12 protein-coding genes are annotated in these 15,521 nt (G+C 62.5%); 8 read left to right on the forward strand and 4 right to left on the reverse strand.

The window, feature by feature from the left end:
* Nucleotides 1-72 precede the first annotated feature (72 nt).
* Nucleotides 73-2,001 (forward strand): ATP-dependent zinc metalloprotease FtsH, encoded by a 1,929-nt coding sequence (gene ftsH / locus AC0NIL_RS06580; RefSeq protein ID WP_013529152.1) that lies wholly within the window; start codon nt 73-75, stop codon nt 1,999-2,001.
* 246 nt (nt 2,002-2,247) lie between these two features.
* On the opposite strand, the gene AC0NIL_RS06585 is transcribed toward ftsH, so the two are convergent.
* Nucleotides 2,248-2,700, reverse strand: a complete 453-nt coding sequence (locus AC0NIL_RS06585) for a hypothetical protein (RefSeq protein ID WP_127369729.1) — start codon at nt 2,698-2,700, stop codon at nt 2,248-2,250.
* Nucleotides 2,701-2,942: 242 nt separating this feature from the next.
* Complete coding sequence (locus tag AC0NIL_RS06590) at nt 2,943-3,776, reverse strand: hypothetical protein (protein ID WP_473542318.1); 834 nt, start codon at nt 3,774-3,776, stop codon at nt 2,943-2,945.
* Between the two features lie 368 nt (nt 3,777-4,144).
* On the opposite strand from AC0NIL_RS06590, the gene glmM reads away from it, so the two are divergent.
* The 5 genes from glmM (at nt 4,145) to serA (ending at nt 10,693) form a co-directional block, all read left to right on the forward strand.
* Nucleotides 4,145-5,497 carry a phosphoglucosamine mutase gene (gene glmM, locus AC0NIL_RS06595; protein WP_473542320.1) on the forward strand — a complete coding sequence of 451 codons (1,353 nt, stop codon included), beginning with the start codon at nt 4,145-4,147 and terminating at the stop codon, nt 5,495-5,497.
* Between the two features lie 249 nt (nt 5,498-5,746).
* Nucleotides 5,747-6,583, forward strand: a complete 837-nt coding sequence (locus AC0NIL_RS06600) for an outer membrane protein (protein ID WP_013529156.1) — start codon at nt 5,747-5,749, stop codon at nt 6,581-6,583.
* Nucleotides 6,584-6,790: 207 nt separating this feature from the next.
* Complete coding sequence (locus tag AC0NIL_RS06605) at nt 6,791-7,648, forward strand: outer membrane protein (RefSeq protein ID WP_013529157.1); 858 nt, start codon at nt 6,791-6,793, stop codon at nt 7,646-7,648.
* Nucleotides 7,649-7,848: 200 nt separating this feature from the next.
* Nucleotides 7,849-9,024: a phosphoserine transaminase gene (locus tag AC0NIL_RS06610; protein WP_473572958.1), complete on the forward strand. Its 1,176-nt coding sequence runs from the start codon at nt 7,849-7,851 to the stop codon at nt 9,022-9,024.
* Between the two features lie 67 nt (nt 9,025-9,091).
* Nucleotides 9,092-10,693 carry a phosphoglycerate dehydrogenase gene (gene serA / locus AC0NIL_RS06615; RefSeq protein WP_024502929.1) on the forward strand — a complete coding sequence of 534 codons (1,602 nt, stop codon included), beginning with the start codon at nt 9,092-9,094 and terminating at the stop codon, nt 10,691-10,693.
* Nucleotides 10,694-10,750: 57 nt separating this feature from the next.
* Here serA and AC0NIL_RS06620 read toward each other — a convergent pair whose 3' ends face one another.
* Entirely contained in the window at nt 10,751-11,215 is a 465-nt protein-coding gene (locus AC0NIL_RS06620) for a DUF2231 domain-containing protein (RefSeq protein ID WP_473542360.1), read from the reverse strand.
* A gap of 152 nt (nt 11,216-11,367) precedes the next feature.
* Complete coding sequence (locus AC0NIL_RS06625) at nt 11,368-12,273, reverse strand: DMT family transporter (protein WP_473572959.1); 906 nt, start codon at nt 12,271-12,273, stop codon at nt 11,368-11,370.
* Between the two features lie 208 nt (nt 12,274-12,481).
* Between AC0NIL_RS06625 and AC0NIL_RS06630 the strand changes: the two genes are divergently transcribed.
* A complete protein-coding gene (locus tag AC0NIL_RS06630; RefSeq protein ID WP_473572960.1) occupies nt 12,482-13,780 on the forward strand; it encodes an adenylosuccinate synthase in 1,299 nt (432 codons plus the stop codon).
* Between the two features lie 74 nt (nt 13,781-13,854).
* Nucleotides 13,855-15,513 (forward strand): hypothetical protein, encoded by a 1,659-nt coding sequence (locus AC0NIL_RS06635; protein WP_013529163.1) that lies wholly within the window; start codon nt 13,855-13,857, stop codon nt 15,511-15,513.
* The last annotated feature ends 8 nt before the right edge of the window (nt 15,514-15,521 follow it).

Consider the following 15,521-nt stretch of genomic DNA (forward strand, 5'->3'; position numbering starts at 1 on the left):
GCTCTCCCTATGTTAGGCGCAAGTTTCCTCTCATGACGCGTGTCCGCCTCGCGGACGCCAACGGGACAATTGATGAATCCGAACTATCGCAACCTCGCGCTCTGGGCGATCATAGCGGTCCTGCTCATAGCCCTGTTCAATCTGTTCCAGACGCCGCAGACGCGAGGGGCTTCCAGCGATGTGCCTTATTCGCAGTTCCTGCAGGATGTCGCGGCGGGGCGGGTCAAGACGGTGACCATTGCTGGCGCTCGTATCAGCGGCACCTACACCGACAATTCCAGCGGTTTCCAGACCTATTCGCCCGGCGATCCTTCGCTGGTCTCGCGGCTGCAGGACAAGAACGTCACCATCAATGCACGGCCTGAAACGGACGGTTCCAATTCGCTGTTCGGCTATTTGATCTCCTGGCTGCCGATGATCCTCATCCTCGGCGTCTGGATATTCTTCATGCGCCAGATGCAGTCCGGCTCCGGCCGCGCGATGGGCTTCGGCAAATCGAAGGCCAAGCTGCTCACCGAAGCGCATGGCCGCGTCACTTTCCAGGACGTTGCCGGCGTCGACGAAGCCAAGGAAGATCTGGAAGAGATCGTCGAGTTCCTGCGCGATCCGCAGAAGTTCCAGCGGCTCGGCGGCAAGATTCCGCGCGGCGTGCTGCTCGTCGGCCCTCCGGGAACCGGCAAGACGCTGCTCGCGCGCTCGGTTGCCGGCGAAGCCAATGTGCCGTTCTTCACCATTTCCGGTTCTGACTTCGTCGAGATGTTCGTCGGCGTCGGTGCAAGCCGCGTCCGCGACATGTTCGACCAGGCCAAGAAGAACGCGCCCTGCATCATCTTCATCGACGAAATCGACGCAGTCGGCCGTCATCGCGGCGCCGGCCTCGGCGGCGGCAATGACGAACGCGAGCAGACGCTGAACCAGCTGCTGGTCGAGATGGACGGTTTCGAATCCAACGAAAGCATCATCCTGATCGCAGCCACCAACCGGCCTGACGTGCTCGATCCGGCGCTGCTCCGGCCAGGCCGCTTCGACCGCCAGGTCGTGGTGCCGAACCCTGACATCGTCGGCCGCGAGAAGATCCTCAAGGTGCATGTGCGCAACGTGCCGCTGGCGCCCAATGTCGACCTCAAGGTGATCGCGCGCGGCACGCCTGGCTTCTCCGGCGCCGACCTGATGAACCTCGTCAACGAATCCGCGCTGATGGCGGCACGACGCAACAAGCGCCTCGTCACCATGGCTGAATTCGAGGACGCCAAGGACAAGATCATGATGGGCGCCGAGCGCCGCTCGTCGGCCATGACGCAGGCCGAGAAGGAGCTGACCGCCTACCATGAGGCCGGCCACGCCATTCTCGCGCTTAACGTGCCGTCGGCCGATCCGCTGCACAAGGCCACCATCATCCCGCGCGGCCGCGCGCTCGGCATGGTCATGCAGTTGCCCGAAGGCGACCGCTATTCGATGAGCTACAAATACATGATCTCGCGGCTCGCCATCATGATGGGCGGCCGTGTCGCCGAGGAGTTCAAGTTCGGCAAGGAGAACATCACCTCCGGAGCTTCTTCGGATATCGAGCAGGCGACCAAGCTGGCGCGTGCCATGGTCACGCGCTGGGGCTTTTCCGACAAGCTCGGCCATGTCGCCTATGGCGACAACCAGGAAGAAGTGTTCCTTGGCCATTCGGTGGCACGCACGCAGAACGTCTCGGAAGAAACGGCGCAGATCATCGACGCCGAAGTGCGCCGCCTGATCGATGAGGCCTATTCGTCGGCGAAGTCCATCCTGACCAAGAAGAAGAAGGAATGGATCGCGCTGGCGCAGGGCCTGCTGGAATACGAGACGCTGTCCGGCGAGGAGATCAAGCAGTTGATCGCCGGCCACAAGCCCGCACGCGACCTCGGCGACGATACGCCGCCAAGTCGTGGCTCGGCCGTGCCGAAGTCCGGCGGCCGCCGCAAGAAGGGTCCTGAGCCCGAAGGCGGTATGGAACCACAGCCGTCGAGCTGAGTTCGGCCACCGATTTCATCGAACGCCGCGGCTTGCTCCGCGGCGTTTTTTGTTTTTGGCGTTGGGGAGGAGTTGTCCGCGACCTCGCATCTGCGACGGTGACGATTGGCGAAAGCCTAGGTGATAGCCAATCTCCCCCACAAGGGGGAGATTGGCAACGTCGCCGCTGGCGTGCCCTCGAAGGCAACAAAAAGGCCCGCGAACCCTGCGGTTCGCAGGCCTTCTCTTCTTCAGATGTCTTGTCGCTCAGCTCTTCAGCTTGGCATTGCACAGGCTGTAATAACCGCCGCCCTTCTGGATCCAGCGAAGGCCGTTCAACGTGCCCGCGTCCTTGTTGCCATGGTAGCCCTGGAGACAGGTCTTCATGCGCGCCTTCGCGGGCTTTTCGGTCTTGAACTCGGCGGCCAGCGTGGTCGGAAATGTCACGCCCGCGGGCGCTGCAGTGGGGGCGACCGCCGCGCTGGTTTCCTTTTTCGTCTGCGGCTCGGTTTTGACCGTATCCTCGCTGACACTGTCCGCTGCTGATGTCGCGCACTTCTCCTTGCGAAAAGCCGTCCAGTCCATGCCGTTCAGAGTGCCGCCTTCCTTGGCTGTTCGATAGGTCTCGCCGCATTCCTTCATCGTCAGTGCGCTTGCGGGGGCGACGCTCCAAGCGACAAATGCGGTCGCAGCCAATACCGCCAATTTCAAACCGTGCATAAGACCCTCCTGGTTGATAATAAGTTTGACGTCTTTTTGTATATGGTTTGTTCTCTATATGTTCAACCAAAATCTTTACGGACTACCGATGAGCTTGGCGGTGGGCAGTGTAGGCGAATTGATGATGCCGGCAGCCCGGCGACATGCAGATTCGAGCAAGGCAGTGTGCGTCTTCGCGCAACAACAAAGGCCCGCGCATCTTGCGATGCGCGGGCCTTTGTTTGGAGACTATGGCTAAGCGATCAGCCCTTCAGCTTGGCATTGCACAGGCTGTAGAAGCCGCCGCCCTTCTGGATCCACTTCAGGCCGCCGAGCGCGTTGGCGTCCTTGAGGACATAGTACTGGTCGAGGCAGGTGTGCATGCGGCCCTTTCCGGGGGTCTCGCTGGCATATTTCGCCGAGATCGCGGACGGGAACTTGACGCCCTTGGGCGCAGCCGTCGTCGGCTTCGCCGGCTCCTTGGTGTAGCTCGCCTCGTCGGCGGCCGGCACGGTGTCGTCATCCGAGGCGGCTGCGCCGCACTCGGTCTTGCGGAAGTCGTTCCACTTCATGCCGTTCAGCGTGTTGGCCGTCTTGGCGGCCTGATACTTGGTGCTGCATTCGGCCATGCTCAGACCCTTGCCGCCATTGTCTGCGGGAGCGGCGGGAGCCGCGGCGGCCTTGGTGGTCGCCGGCTTGGCGGCGGCAGCGGCGGATGCACCGGCGGCGCATTCGGATTTGCGGAAGTCGTTCCACTTCATGCCGTTCAGCGTGCCGGCAGCCTTCGCCGCCTGATACTTGGTGCTGCATTCCTTCGCCGTCAGGCCCTTGGCCGTGCTGTCGTCCGGCGCGGCAGCCTTCGTGGTGTTGGTCGCTTTCTTGGCATCGGCCGGCTTGGCGTCGGTCGTCGCTGTGGCGTCGGTGCCGCACTGAGCCTTGCGGAACTGGTTCCAGGTCGCTCCGGCCAGTGTCCCCGCATCCTTGGCGGCGTTATACTTCGTGCTGCACTCGGCCATCGTCAGTGCGTTGGCTGGCGCGGCCAGGAACAAGGTCGCGACGGCGAGGCCGGTCAAAGTGGCAAGTCGGTGGATGAGCATAGCGTTTCTCCGTTGCAGCAGCCCATGATACGTCCCTGCAAATCAATAACGCTCAACGGTCGGTTGCGCCAGATGCTAAGTCGCGTATATATCGCCGAAAATCGGCTTCTCCCGATAAGGTGATGAAATCGTTGTCCGTTGCCTGGTTCAGAGCAAGATTTTCCTGGTGCATCCGCGCTGAAAGGCTCGAATGACTTGTATATTGCAGCATGGCAGTCTGGGCATGTCAGGTTGCGGCCACGTTGTGTGCAGTGCACAACAATGGTTTTCTAAGGATTGGTAACGTATAATCACACAATGTGATCATAGCGCCCTGGCCACTTGTGGCATGACGTGCCGGGGAAGAAACGTCGAGGAAGCTGACTGGCATGGCAGGGAATTATTTCGGCACGGACGGCATTCGCGGACGCGCCAACAAGTTTCCGATGACCGCTGAAATCGCGATGCGGGTCGGCATGGCCGCCGGCCTTTCTTTCCAGCGCGGCAGCCATCGACATCGTGTCGTGCTCGGCAAGGACACCAGGCTTTCCGGTTATATGATCGAGAATGCCATGGTCGCCGGTCTTTGTGCCGCCGGCATGGACGTGTTCCTGCTCGGCCCGATCCCGACGCCGGCTGTCGCCATGCTGGTGCGTTCGCTGCGCGCCGATATCGGCGTCATGATCTCGGCCTCGCACAACCCCTATTACGACAACGGCATCAAGCTGTTCGGACCCGACGGCTACAAGCTCTCCGACGAGATCGAGGAGCGCATCGAGAGCATGCTCGACAGGGATATCGAACTGGCGCTCGCCGATTCCGACGGGCTTGGCCGCGCCAAGCGCGTCGACGGCGTGCATGACCGCTACATCGAATTCGCCAAGCGCACCTTGCCGCGCTCGATGTCGCTCGCGGGCTTGAGGATCGTCGTCGATTGCGCCAATGGCGCGGCCTACAAGGTGGCGCCCGAGGCGCTGTGGGAACTGGGCGCCGAGGTCGTCGCCATCAATGTCGAGCCCAACGGCTTCAACATCAACAAGGAATGCGGCTCGACCCACCCGGCCGGCCTGCAAAAGAAGGTGCACGAAGTGCGCGCCGATATCGGCATCGCGCTCGACGGCGACGCCGATCGCGTCGTCATCGTCGATGAAAACGGCGCGATCGTCGATGGTGACCAGATCATGGCGCTGATCGCCGAATCCTGGCACCAGAGCGGGCGGCTTGCCGGCGGCGGTGTCGTCTCAACCGTCATGTCCAATCTGGGCCTCGAACGCTTCCTCGGCGACATGAAGCTGCAATTGCACCGGACCAAGGTCGGCGACCGTTATGTCGTCGAGCATATGCGCGCGCACGGGCTGAATGTCGGCGGCGAACAGTCGGGCCATATCGTGCTGTCCGACTTTTCGACCACCGGCGACGGCCTGGTTTCGGCGCTGCAGGTGCTGGCCTGCATCAAGCGGCAGGGCCGGCCGGTCAGCGAACTGTCGAAGAAATTCGAACCCGTGCCGCAACTCCTGAAGAACGTTCACATTTCCGGCGGCAAGCCGCTCGAGGAGGCGCCGGTCAAGGCCGCCATCGAAGACGCGCGTAACCGGCTCGGCAAGACCGGACGGCTGGTTATCCGGCCATCCGGGACAGAGCCGCTGATCCGCGTGATGGCCGAGGGCGACGACCCGCAACTGGTCGAGTCCGTGGTGAATGGCATCGTGGACATCATCTCGGAAACGCGCAGCGCCGCCTGAGCCCCACAGCGCCCGGCAGGACGTCGTCGCCTGAACCTGTCCAAGGCCCGCCTTTCGGCGGGCTTTTTCTTGTCGGCTCCCAGTCTGTTCGCTGTTCGGAAATCTCGCGCCGGTTCCCAGAAGTTTCGAGATTCGTGGTTAAGCAACAGGGTTAAACGCCTTTTAACCTTTGCAATTCATTATCCACGACTGAAAGCCAATCGCATTTCGGGCGGGTTTGCCGTTCCGAGCTTCTCAGGGGTGACAAGCATGTTCAAGACAGCAAGAAAGGCCCTGCTCGCCTTACTGTTCGCAGGCCTGGCGGGGCCGTTGTTCGCGGCCGACCTGCCGGAACCGATCGTCGAAGAGGCTCCGCCTCAGGCCGTCTACGAGCAGCCGGTAGAAGTCGGCGGCTGGTATATCCGTGGCGACATCGACTATCACAAGTCGACCGTGCGCGGCATCGACTATATGACCTACACCGTCGATCCCTGTAACTGTACGGTTACGCCCGGCACCAGAAGCTTCGATTTCGGCAAGCTCAAGGGCGGTTTCTCGCTCGGCGCCGGCGTCGGCTACAAGATCAACGATCACTTCCGGACCGATTTGACCGCCGACTATTGGTTCAAGTCGAACTTCAACGGCGGCACCTCGGATATCAACGGTACTTCGACCGAAGTATCGAAGATGAGCGCCCTGCTACTGCTTGCCAACGCCTATGTCGATCTCGGCACCTACCATGGCATCACGCCTTACGTTGGCGCCGGCATCGGCGGCGCCCGCGTCAAGTGGGATGATGTCTACGACCCGAACACCACCGAGTTCAATCCCGGCAGATCAAGCTGGCGTTTCGCCTACGGTCTGATGGCCGGCGCTTCGTACTGCTTGACCGACAAGATCATTCTCGATGCCGGCTACCGCTTCTCCCATATCCAGGGCGGCCGCATGTTCGACTGGAACATCACCAGCTCCGGTCCCGGCTTCGATCGTGGCATCAACACACACGAAGTGCGCGGTGGCCTGCGTTACCAGTTCGGTGGCAACAACGGTTGCGCCGCGCCGGTCGTTGCCTACCAGCCCGAACCCGAGCCGATCTACACCAAGTAACAGCATCTACATTACTTGAATTCTTCACAAACCGCCCGGCCTCAGCCGGGCGGTTTTTCGTTGGCCGCCTGGAATCGACAGGGGAAATGAATTCGCTAACGCTCTGTTAGCCTTAACCGCCACTTAACCACTATGGTTAACAATGCTCCTTGAAACGATGGCTGCCGCTGCGATTGCGGGCTGCGCCAAATTCGGGAGTCGGGGACCATGAAACTTACATCGCGTATGGCGCTGGCGCTCGGTGCACTAGCCCTCCTGCCGCTGACGCCGGTGCACGCGGCCGACTACGATCCGCCGATCTATGTCGACCAGGCGCCCGACTACGTCCCGGTCGAGGTCGGCTCCGGCTGGTATCTGCGCGGTGATCTCGGCTATGCCTTCAACAAGCCCTATGAATTTTCGGAAACTCCGGCCGGTCTGGTTACGGATACCAGCCCGCTGTCTGGTTCGATAGGTATGGGCTACCATTTCAACGATTACTTCCGTGGTGAATTGAATTTCGGTCTGCTGCCGACAAGCAAATTCGCCAGCAAATTCGACAGTACTTGCGATGGAACGCAGACGGTGACTGTCACCAGCGGTGGCAGCACAAGCGCGTTCGCCGGCCCAAGCACCCGTGGATGCGAAGGCTCCAACGACGGCAACAACAAGGCCTACGATGTGATGGCCAGCGCCTTTGTCGACCTGGGCACTTATGTCGGCTTCACGCCCTATGTCGGAGGCGGTGTCGGCATAGCGTACAGCACCTACAAGTACGCTCAAGGCGCTCGCAACTGTCAGAATTCATCGACAACATCAGGTACAACCACGACCATCTTTGAATGCGACGATCCAAACGGCTATGATGGGACGACGCAGTCGGAGAAGCAGTTCAGCTTCGCCTATACGCTCGGCGCCGGCTTTGCTTATCAGGTCAGCAAGAATGTTGCAGTCGATGTCGGCTATCAATACACGGCTCTGCCTTCCGCGAAATACGTGACAGCAGACGCTGTCGGCAACCCTGAGTTCAAAAAGGGCCTCGATTATCATCAGGTCAAGGTCGGGCTGCGCTACGATCTCTGGTAGGCGCGGCGAGTACGAGGACCAGCACGGCGGATCATGGGGTCCGTCGTTTGCGTTTGAAGTCACGACATCCTGATCGGGGATCGCCGGTATCCCGGCAACGACAAAAACTTTCCTCTTGACGCCTGAAGCCCGAACGAATATCGCCGTCCGTGGGCCACCCCTCCCCAACGAGGGGCCACTATCTGGAAGGATAGACCACGATGACGACGCATACGAAGCCCGGACTCCGTCCGGCAAACCCCAATTTCTCCTCAGGTCCCTGCGCAAAGCGCCCCGGCTGGTCGGTCGAGGCGCTAAGAAATGCTGCGCTCGGCCGTTCCCACCGCGCCAAGATCGGCAAGACCAAGCTCGAACAGGCGATCGAGCTGACGCGCGAGATTCTCCAGGTCCCGGCGGGTTACCGCATCGGCATCGTGCCGGCGTCGGACACCGGTGCGGTCGAGATGGCGCTGTGGTCGCTGCTCGGCGAGCGCGGCGTCGACATGGTTGCCTGGGAGAGCTTTGGCTCCGGCTGGGTCACCGACGTGGTCAAGCAATTGAAGCTCGCCGACGTGCGCAAGATCGAAGCCGGCTACGGCGAGCTGCCTGATCTCACCAAGATCGATTTCGGCCGCGATGTGGTGTTCACCTGGAACGGCACCACGTCGGGCGTTCGCGTGCCGAACGGCGATTTCATTCCCGCGGACCGCAAGGGCCTGACCGTCTGCGATGCGACTTCCGCCGCATTCGCGCAGAGGCTCGACTTCGAAAAACTCGATGTCGTCACTTTCTCCTGGCAGAAGGTGCTGGGCGGCGAGGGCGCTCACGGCATGCTGATCCTGTCGCCTCGCGCTGTCGAGCGGCTGGAAACCTACAAGCCCTCATGGCCGCTGCCGAAAATTTTCCGCCTGACCTCAGGCGGCAAGCTGATCGAAGGTATCTTCAAGGGCGAGACCATCAACACGCCCTCGATGCTGTGCGTCGAGGATTACCTCGATGCGCTCAACTGGGCGAAGTCGACCGGTGGCCTCGACGCGCTGATCGCCAGGGCGGATGCCAATGCGGCCGTCCTCGATCGCTTTGTAGGCAAGTCCTCCTGGCTCGGTCATCTCGCCGTCCAGCCGGCGACACGGTCGAACACGTCCGTCTGCCTGTCCTTCACCGATCCGGACGTGTCCGCGCTCGACGCCGACGGGCAGGCGGCCTTCGCCAAGGGGCTGGTGTCGGTGCTCGACAAGGAAGGCGTCGCCTATGATATCGGTGCCTATCGCGACGCACCGCCCGGCCTGCGCATCTGGTGCGGCGCGACGGTCGAGGCGTCGGATCTCGAAGCGCTGCTGCCCTGGCTCGACTGGGCATTCGCCGCACAGAAGGCGTCGCTCAAAGCGGCGGCCTGAGATCGTTCGCGGCGGCCTTCGGGCCGCCCACTCCCATCAGGATCAAATCCATTTCAAGGAGGCCGCCATGGCGCCCCGCGTTCTCGTCTCAGACAAACTCTCCCCCACCGCCGTGCAAATCTTCAAGGATCGTGGCGTCGAGGTCGACTATCTGCCCGATCTCGGCAAGGACAAGGATAAGCTCGCCGAAGTGATCGGCCAGTATGATGGCCTCGCCATCCGCTCGGCGACCAAGGTCACCGAAAAGCTGATCAACGCCGCTACCAATCTCAAAGTCATCGGCCGCGCCGGCATCGGCGTCGACAATGTCGATATCCCGGCGGCAAGCCGCAAGGGCATCATCGTGATGAACACGCCCTTCGGCAACTCGATCACCACAGCCGAACATGCGGTGGCGATGATCTTTGCGCTGGCGCGCCAGATCCCTGAAGCCAACGCCTCGACCCATGCCGGCAAATGGGAAAAGAACCGCTTCATGGGCGTCGAGATAACCGGCAAGACGCTGGGCGTCATCGGTTGCGGCAACATCGGTTCGATCGTCGCGACGCGCGGCGTTGGCCTCAAGATGCACGTCATCGCCTTCGATCCGTTCCTGTCGGACAGCCGTGCCGAGGAGCTTGGCGTCGACAAGGTCGAGCTCGACGAGCTATTCGCCCGCGCCGATTTCATCACCCTGCACACGCCGCTGACCGACAAGACGCGCAACATCATCGATGCCGCGGCGATCGCCAAGATGAAGAAGGGCGTGCGCATCATCAATTGCGCACGCGGCGGTCTGATCGTCGAGGCCGATCTGGTCGCAGCGCTGAAGAGCGGCAAGGTGGCCGGCGCTGGCGTCGACGTCTTCGAGGTCGAACCGGCCGAGAACAACGAACTGTTCGGCATGGAGAATGTGGTGGCGACGCCGCATCTCGGCGCCTCGACGACGGAGGCCCAGGAGAATGTCGCGCTGCAGGTTGCCGAGCAGATGGCCGACTATCTGATCAAGGGCGCCGTCTCCAACGCCATCAACATGCCGTCGATCACCGCCGAGGAGGCGCCGCGGCTGAAGCCGTTCGTCAAGCTCGCCGAGGTGCTCGGCGCCTTTGTCGGCCAGGTCACCGAGGATCCGATCAAGGAGGTGGAGATCCTGTTCGACGGCTCGACCGCGACGATGAACACGCGCGCGCTGATCAGTGCAGCACTCGCCGGGCTGATCCGGCCTCAGGTCTCGGACGTCAACATGGTGTCGGCGCCGATCATGGTGAAGGAGCGTGGCATCATCGTGGCCGAGGTCAAGCGCGACAAGTCGGGCGTGTTCGACGGCTATATCAAGCTGACGGTGAAGACCGAGCACATGACGCGCTCGATCGCCGGCACATGCTTCTCGGATGGCAAGCCACGCTTCATCCAGATCAAGGGCATCAACCTCGATGCCGAGGTCGGCCAGCACATGCTCTACACCACCAATGCGGACGCGCCGGGCATCATCGGCCTGCTCGGCACCGTCTGCGGCGAGAATGGCGTCAACATCGCCAACTTCCAGCTCGGCCGCAACCGGCCGGGCGGCGATGCCATAGCGCTGCTCTATCTCGACGCGCCGTTCCCGGAAGCCGTGCTGGAAAAGGTCAAGGCGCACAAGTCGATCGACTCGGCCAAGCGGCTGCAGTTCGACGTCAACGCGATGTGATTGAGGACAGGCGGTCGCCGACCCACCTCGTTGACGCCGGCCGCCGCGGCGGCCGGTTCATGTCAACTCATCCGAGCCATCGGAGACACCCACGCGATGTCGGTAGACCAGTTCCCAGCCCTTCCAGCCCGTAAACAGCAGGATGAGAACCACGATCAGCGATAGGACGATGCCGGTTGGCATCACGGCCGCCACTCCGCCGGCATACCGCGAGTACCAGTTGTAAAGCTCGATCAACACGACGAGTACATTGCCGCCGGCATGGAGCCATGCCGTCGTGAGATTGCGGACCTGAACATCGCCGAGAACATCCGTCAAGCCAGCAAGCGCGGCCAGGGCAGCCATGATCAGGCCTGCGCCGAGAAGCCAAAGCGACCCGGTGACCCATCCGGGATCGGCTGTTCGCCAGAAGATAAGGTCGCAAACGAAGGTGCCGACAAAAAAGGCAATCGGAAACGGAATCAGCATCGGGTGGATAGGGTGACCAGCAATGCTTGCCGTGCTGCGAGGGTTGTGGCTCATCATGTCGCCTCCCTGGCGTTCAAACTCCGCTGGAGGTGAAATGTTCCAAGTAGGGGACGCGGCAGGATTCATGCCGCTGTTTCCGCGCCATTGGCGAAGTCCAGGCCGTTCGCGTGATTACCGCGACGGCGGAGGGCCTCAGCCGCCAAATGTCATCCGCGGTGGTCCGCCACCGCCATCTTGCGCCCGCTGTATTCGGCAAGCCCGATGCCGCCCAGCACGAGCACCAAGGCCAGCGCCTGATAGAGCTGGAACGTCTCGCCGACGATCAGCACCGACAGCAGCGTGCCGAAGATCGGCACCAGATTGATGAACAGGCCGGCGCGGTTGGCGCCGATCAGCTCGTTGCCCCTGATGTAGAAGATTTGCGAAACGACCGAGGCGCCGATCGCCGTATAGACGATGACGGTCCAGCCGCGCGCGTCGGGCATGACGACCTTGCCGGCGAGGACCTCCCACAGGAAGAACGGCAACGAGGTGACGAGTGCCGAAACCGACAGGGCCAGCATCAGGCTCTGCCAGTGCATCACCGGCTTCAGCCGCAACCCGACCGAATAGCCGCTGTAGAGAAAGACGGCGACCAGCATGATGGCGTCACCGAAATTGAGTTCCAGCGTCAACAGCCGGCGCGGGTCGCCATGGCAGGCGGTGAGGATCACGCCGGCGATGGTCAGCACGACGCCGACAATCTGCGCCCAGTTCACGCGCAGGCGGAAGAAGACGAAATTGGCAGTCATGATCAGGATCGGCATAGCCGCCTGTTCGATCGAGACATTGATCGCTGTCGTGTAGTTGAGCGCCGTGTAGAAGATGGTGTTGAACAGGGTGAAGCCGCTGGCGCCGAGGGCGACCAGCACGAACCAGTGCTTGCGGACCATCGGCCAGTCCTTCTGGATGGTCTTCCAGCCGATGGGCAGCATGATCGCCACGGCCAGCACCCAGCGCAGGAAGACCAGCGTCATCGGCGAGACGTGATCGACCGCCAGCTTGCCGGCCACCGAATTTCCACCCCAAAGCAAGGTGGTGAGCAGCAGGAATATGTAGGCGCTTCGATGCATCGCGGGATTCCAGTCGCCGGAGCTGCGGTGTTTGCCGGCCTATTGCCCTCGCTCGCCCAAGTAAATGATGTCAAAGCCGAAAATTGTTGTGCCTCAGGGCATTTTCGACGGCAAAGAAAGGTCGCGCTCGCGAGGTCTTGACGTTATAGAGGCCTGTCGTTTCGAACCATATTCAAGCCGCTTGGCGGCGTCTCAAGGGAAAAGAAACATGGCCAATGTGGTGGTCGTCGGCTCGCAGTGGGGTGACGAAGGCAAGGGCAAGATCGTCGACTGGCTGTCGGAGCGCGCCGATGTCGTGGTGCGTTTCCAGGGCGGCCACAATGCCGGCCATACGCTGGTCGTCGACGGCAAGGTCTACAAGCTGTCGTTGCTTCCGTCGGGCGTCGTGCGCCAGGGCAAGCTGTCCATCATCGGCAATGGCGTCGTGTTCGACCCGCACGCTTTCGTCGCCGAGGTGGCAAAACTCAAGGCGCAAGGTGTCGAAGTAGCGCCGGATCGCCTGAAAATAGCCGAAAACACAGCGCTTATCCTGTCCCTGCATCGAGAGCTGGACGGATTTCGTGAGGACGCCGCATCCAATTCCGGGACGAAGATTGGCACGACCCGTCGCGGCATCGGCCCCGCCTATGAGGACAAGGTGGGCCGGCGCGCGGTCAGGGTGATGGATTTGGCGGATTTGGAAACACTGCCCTTGAAAGTCAACAGGCTGCTGACGCACCACAATGCGCTGCGTCGCGGGCTTGGTCATGCGGAAGTCACGCATGACGCGATCATGCAGGAACTAACCTCGGTCGCCGACGACATCCTGCCCTATATGGACCGGGTCTGGAAGATCCTCGACGACAAGCGCCGGGCTGGCGAGCGCATCCTGTTCGAGGGCGCGCAGGGCACACTGCTCGATATCGACCACGGCACCTATCCGTTCGTGACCTCGTCGAACACGGTTGCCGGACAGGCTGCCGCCGGCTCCGGCGTTGGCCCGGGCGCCATCGGCTATGTGCTCGGCATCACCAAGGCCTATACGACACGCGTCGGCGAGGGTCCGTTCCCGACCGAGCAGAAGAACGAGGTCGGCGAATTCCTCGGCACGCGCGGCCATGAATTCGGCGTCGTCACCGGTCGCAAGCGCCGCTGCGGCTGGTTCGACGCGGTGCTGGTGCGCCAGGCCGTCGCGGTCAACGGCATCAAGGGCATCGCGCTGACCAAGCTCGACGTGCTTGACGGGCTGGACGAGATCAAGGTCTGCACCGGTTACCGTCTCGACGGCGAGATGATCGATTATCTGCCGGCCAGCCAGGGCGCGCAGGCACGTGTCGAACCGGTCTACGAGACGCTCGAGGGCTGGAAAGGCACCACTGCCGGCGCGCGCAGCTGGAATGATCTGCCGGCCCAGGCGGTCAAGTATGTCCGCTACATCGAGGAGCTCATCGGCGCACCGGTCGCGCTCCTTTCCACCAGCCCGGAACGCGACGACACGATACTTGTGACCGATCCGTTTCAAGACTAGTTTCTGAGCCTTTCCGGGCATCGCGGCTGATTTGCGGGGGCCGACGCGGAAGCAAAATACAGGTCGACTGAAGCATGGCAGATTTCGTTGCTATTCTGAAAAACGCGCTCGACAAGCATGGCGACGAGACGCCGGAAAAGCGTACGCGCATCTATGCCAGCGTTCGCACCATGCTGGCGAAGAAGCTTGGTGAACGTTCGCCGCCGTGGGCTCCCGAAGCCATAGCCACGCAGATGCGTTCGCTGGAAGACGCCATTACAAGCGTCGAGCGCGATTATGCCAAGAGCGTGCCGGAGACCGACCCGCTCGCGGAGCTGGAACACATCTTTTCGTCGATCGATCGCAACAAGAACCAGCCAAGCCATACGAGGCAGCCGGCGAAGGCGGAATCGGCCTGGCCGGCACCGCCCGTCGCCAAGCCCGAGCCCTATCAACCCGCGCCGCCGCCTGCCGCCAAGGTCGAGCCAAGCTGGCAAAGATCGACGCCGGCGCCTGCCCAGCCGGCTCGCGCCGACACGCCTCTTCCAGGCATGAACGCCGAGGAGGCGGACGACGAGGCCGATGTCTTTTCCAGCAACGAAGACAATGAAGAGCCGGTACAGGACACCTTCCAGCGCCTGCGTCCCGCCGAGCGCAAGCGCAGCTATGGCGGGCTGATCGCGGCCGTCGTCGCACTGCTGGTCGTTGCCGGCGGCGGCTATGGCATCTGGCTGAACAAGGACGCCTTCGGCAAGATGCTGGGGCTTGGCGGCAATCAGGTAGCGAAAACCGAACCCGTGAAGCCGGCGCCGGCCAAGCCGGCAACCGATGCCGCGGCAGCGCCGCCGGCGCCCGCGGCTGGCGGCACGGAAGCCGAAAGCACGAAATTCACCCAGCGGCTGACACCGCAGGGTGGTGAAGTCGACCCGGGTCCGGCCGGTGGCCAAAGCGGCATCGGCGAAGGCGAATCGGTCGCGGCGCTGACCACCCCGCCCTCGGCCACGAACGCACCGGCGATTTCCGCACCGGCCGCCGGTACGCCTGCCGCGACTACGCCTCCGGCGACAGATGCCGCCCCCGCAACGCCGCCTGCCAACGGAGCAGCGCCTGCAGCGCCGGCCGGTGCTGCCGGCACGCCGCCAGCACCGGCAGGTGCCGCGCCGCCCGCGCCGGCGGCTGCGCCTGCGGAAGCCGCCCTGCCTGTCGGCCAGAAGGCGATCTTCTATGAGGAGCGCACCAGCACCGCCCAGGGCTCCGCCGAGCCCGGCAACATCGTCTGGTCGCTGGTGCAGGAATCGCCCGGTGGCGACCTGCCGCCGGAGCCGGCGATCCGCGCCGAGGCGACCATTCCCGGCAAGGACATCCAGTTGCGCATGACCATCCGCCGCAACACCGACCAGACGCTGCCGGCCAGCCATATCATCGAGATGATCTTCCTGACGCCCGACGGCTTCGAGGGCGGCGGTGTCGACAACATCCTGCGCGTTGCCATGAAGGCTTCGGAGCAGGATGCCGGCAGCCCGCTGATCGGCATTCCGGCCAAGATTGCCGACGGCTTCTTCCTCGTCGCGCTCAACGACACCAAGGCCGACGAAGACGCCAACATGACCTTGTTGCGCGGCCAGGACTGGATCGACGTGCCGGTGGTCTACAAGACCGGACGGCGGGCGTTGCTGACCATGGAAAAGGGCATTCCCGGAGAGAAGGTGTTCGACGAGGCAATCAAGGCCTGGCAGGCCAAGACGGCAGGCTGAGACGCTGT

Source organism: Mesorhizobium sp. WSM1343, assembly GCF_055901535.1.

Excerpts from the sequence above, each read along its gene's own strand:
- AC0NIL_RS06635 (WP_013529163.1), top strand. The coding sequence starts at position 13,855 with ATGGCAGATTTCGTTGCTATTCTGAAAAACGCGCTCGACAAGCATGGC.
- AC0NIL_RS06590 (WP_473542318.1), bottom strand. The coding sequence starts at position 3,776 with ATGCTCATCCACCGACTTGCCACTTTGACCGGCCTCGCCGTCGCGACC.
- serA (WP_024502929.1), top strand. The coding sequence starts at position 9,092 with ATGGCGCCCCGCGTTCTCGTCTCAGACAAACTCTCCCCCACCGCCGTG.
- AC0NIL_RS06625 (WP_473572959.1), bottom strand. The coding sequence starts at position 12,273 with ATGCATCGAAGCGCCTACATATTCCTGCTGCTCACCACCTTGCTTTGG.
- AC0NIL_RS06610 (WP_473572958.1), top strand. The coding sequence starts at position 7,849 with ATGACGACGCATACGAAGCCCGGACTCCGTCCGGCAAACCCCAATTTC.
- AC0NIL_RS06630 (WP_473572960.1), top strand. The coding sequence starts at position 12,482 with ATGGCCAATGTGGTGGTCGTCGGCTCGCAGTGGGGTGACGAAGGCAAG.
- AC0NIL_RS06620 (WP_473542360.1), bottom strand. The coding sequence starts at position 11,215 with ATGAGCCACAACCCTCGCAGCACGGCAAGCATTGCTGGTCACCCTATC.
- ftsH (WP_013529152.1), top strand. The coding sequence starts at position 73 with ATGAATCCGAACTATCGCAACCTCGCGCTCTGGGCGATCATAGCGGTC.
- AC0NIL_RS06605 (WP_013529157.1), top strand. The coding sequence starts at position 6,791 with ATGAAACTTACATCGCGTATGGCGCTGGCGCTCGGTGCACTAGCCCTC.
- glmM (WP_473542320.1), top strand. The coding sequence starts at position 4,145 with ATGGCAGGGAATTATTTCGGCACGGACGGCATTCGCGGACGCGCCAAC.
- AC0NIL_RS06600 (WP_013529156.1), top strand. The coding sequence starts at position 5,747 with ATGTTCAAGACAGCAAGAAAGGCCCTGCTCGCCTTACTGTTCGCAGGC.
- AC0NIL_RS06585 (WP_127369729.1), bottom strand. The coding sequence starts at position 2,700 with ATGCACGGTTTGAAATTGGCGGTATTGGCTGCGACCGCATTTGTCGCT.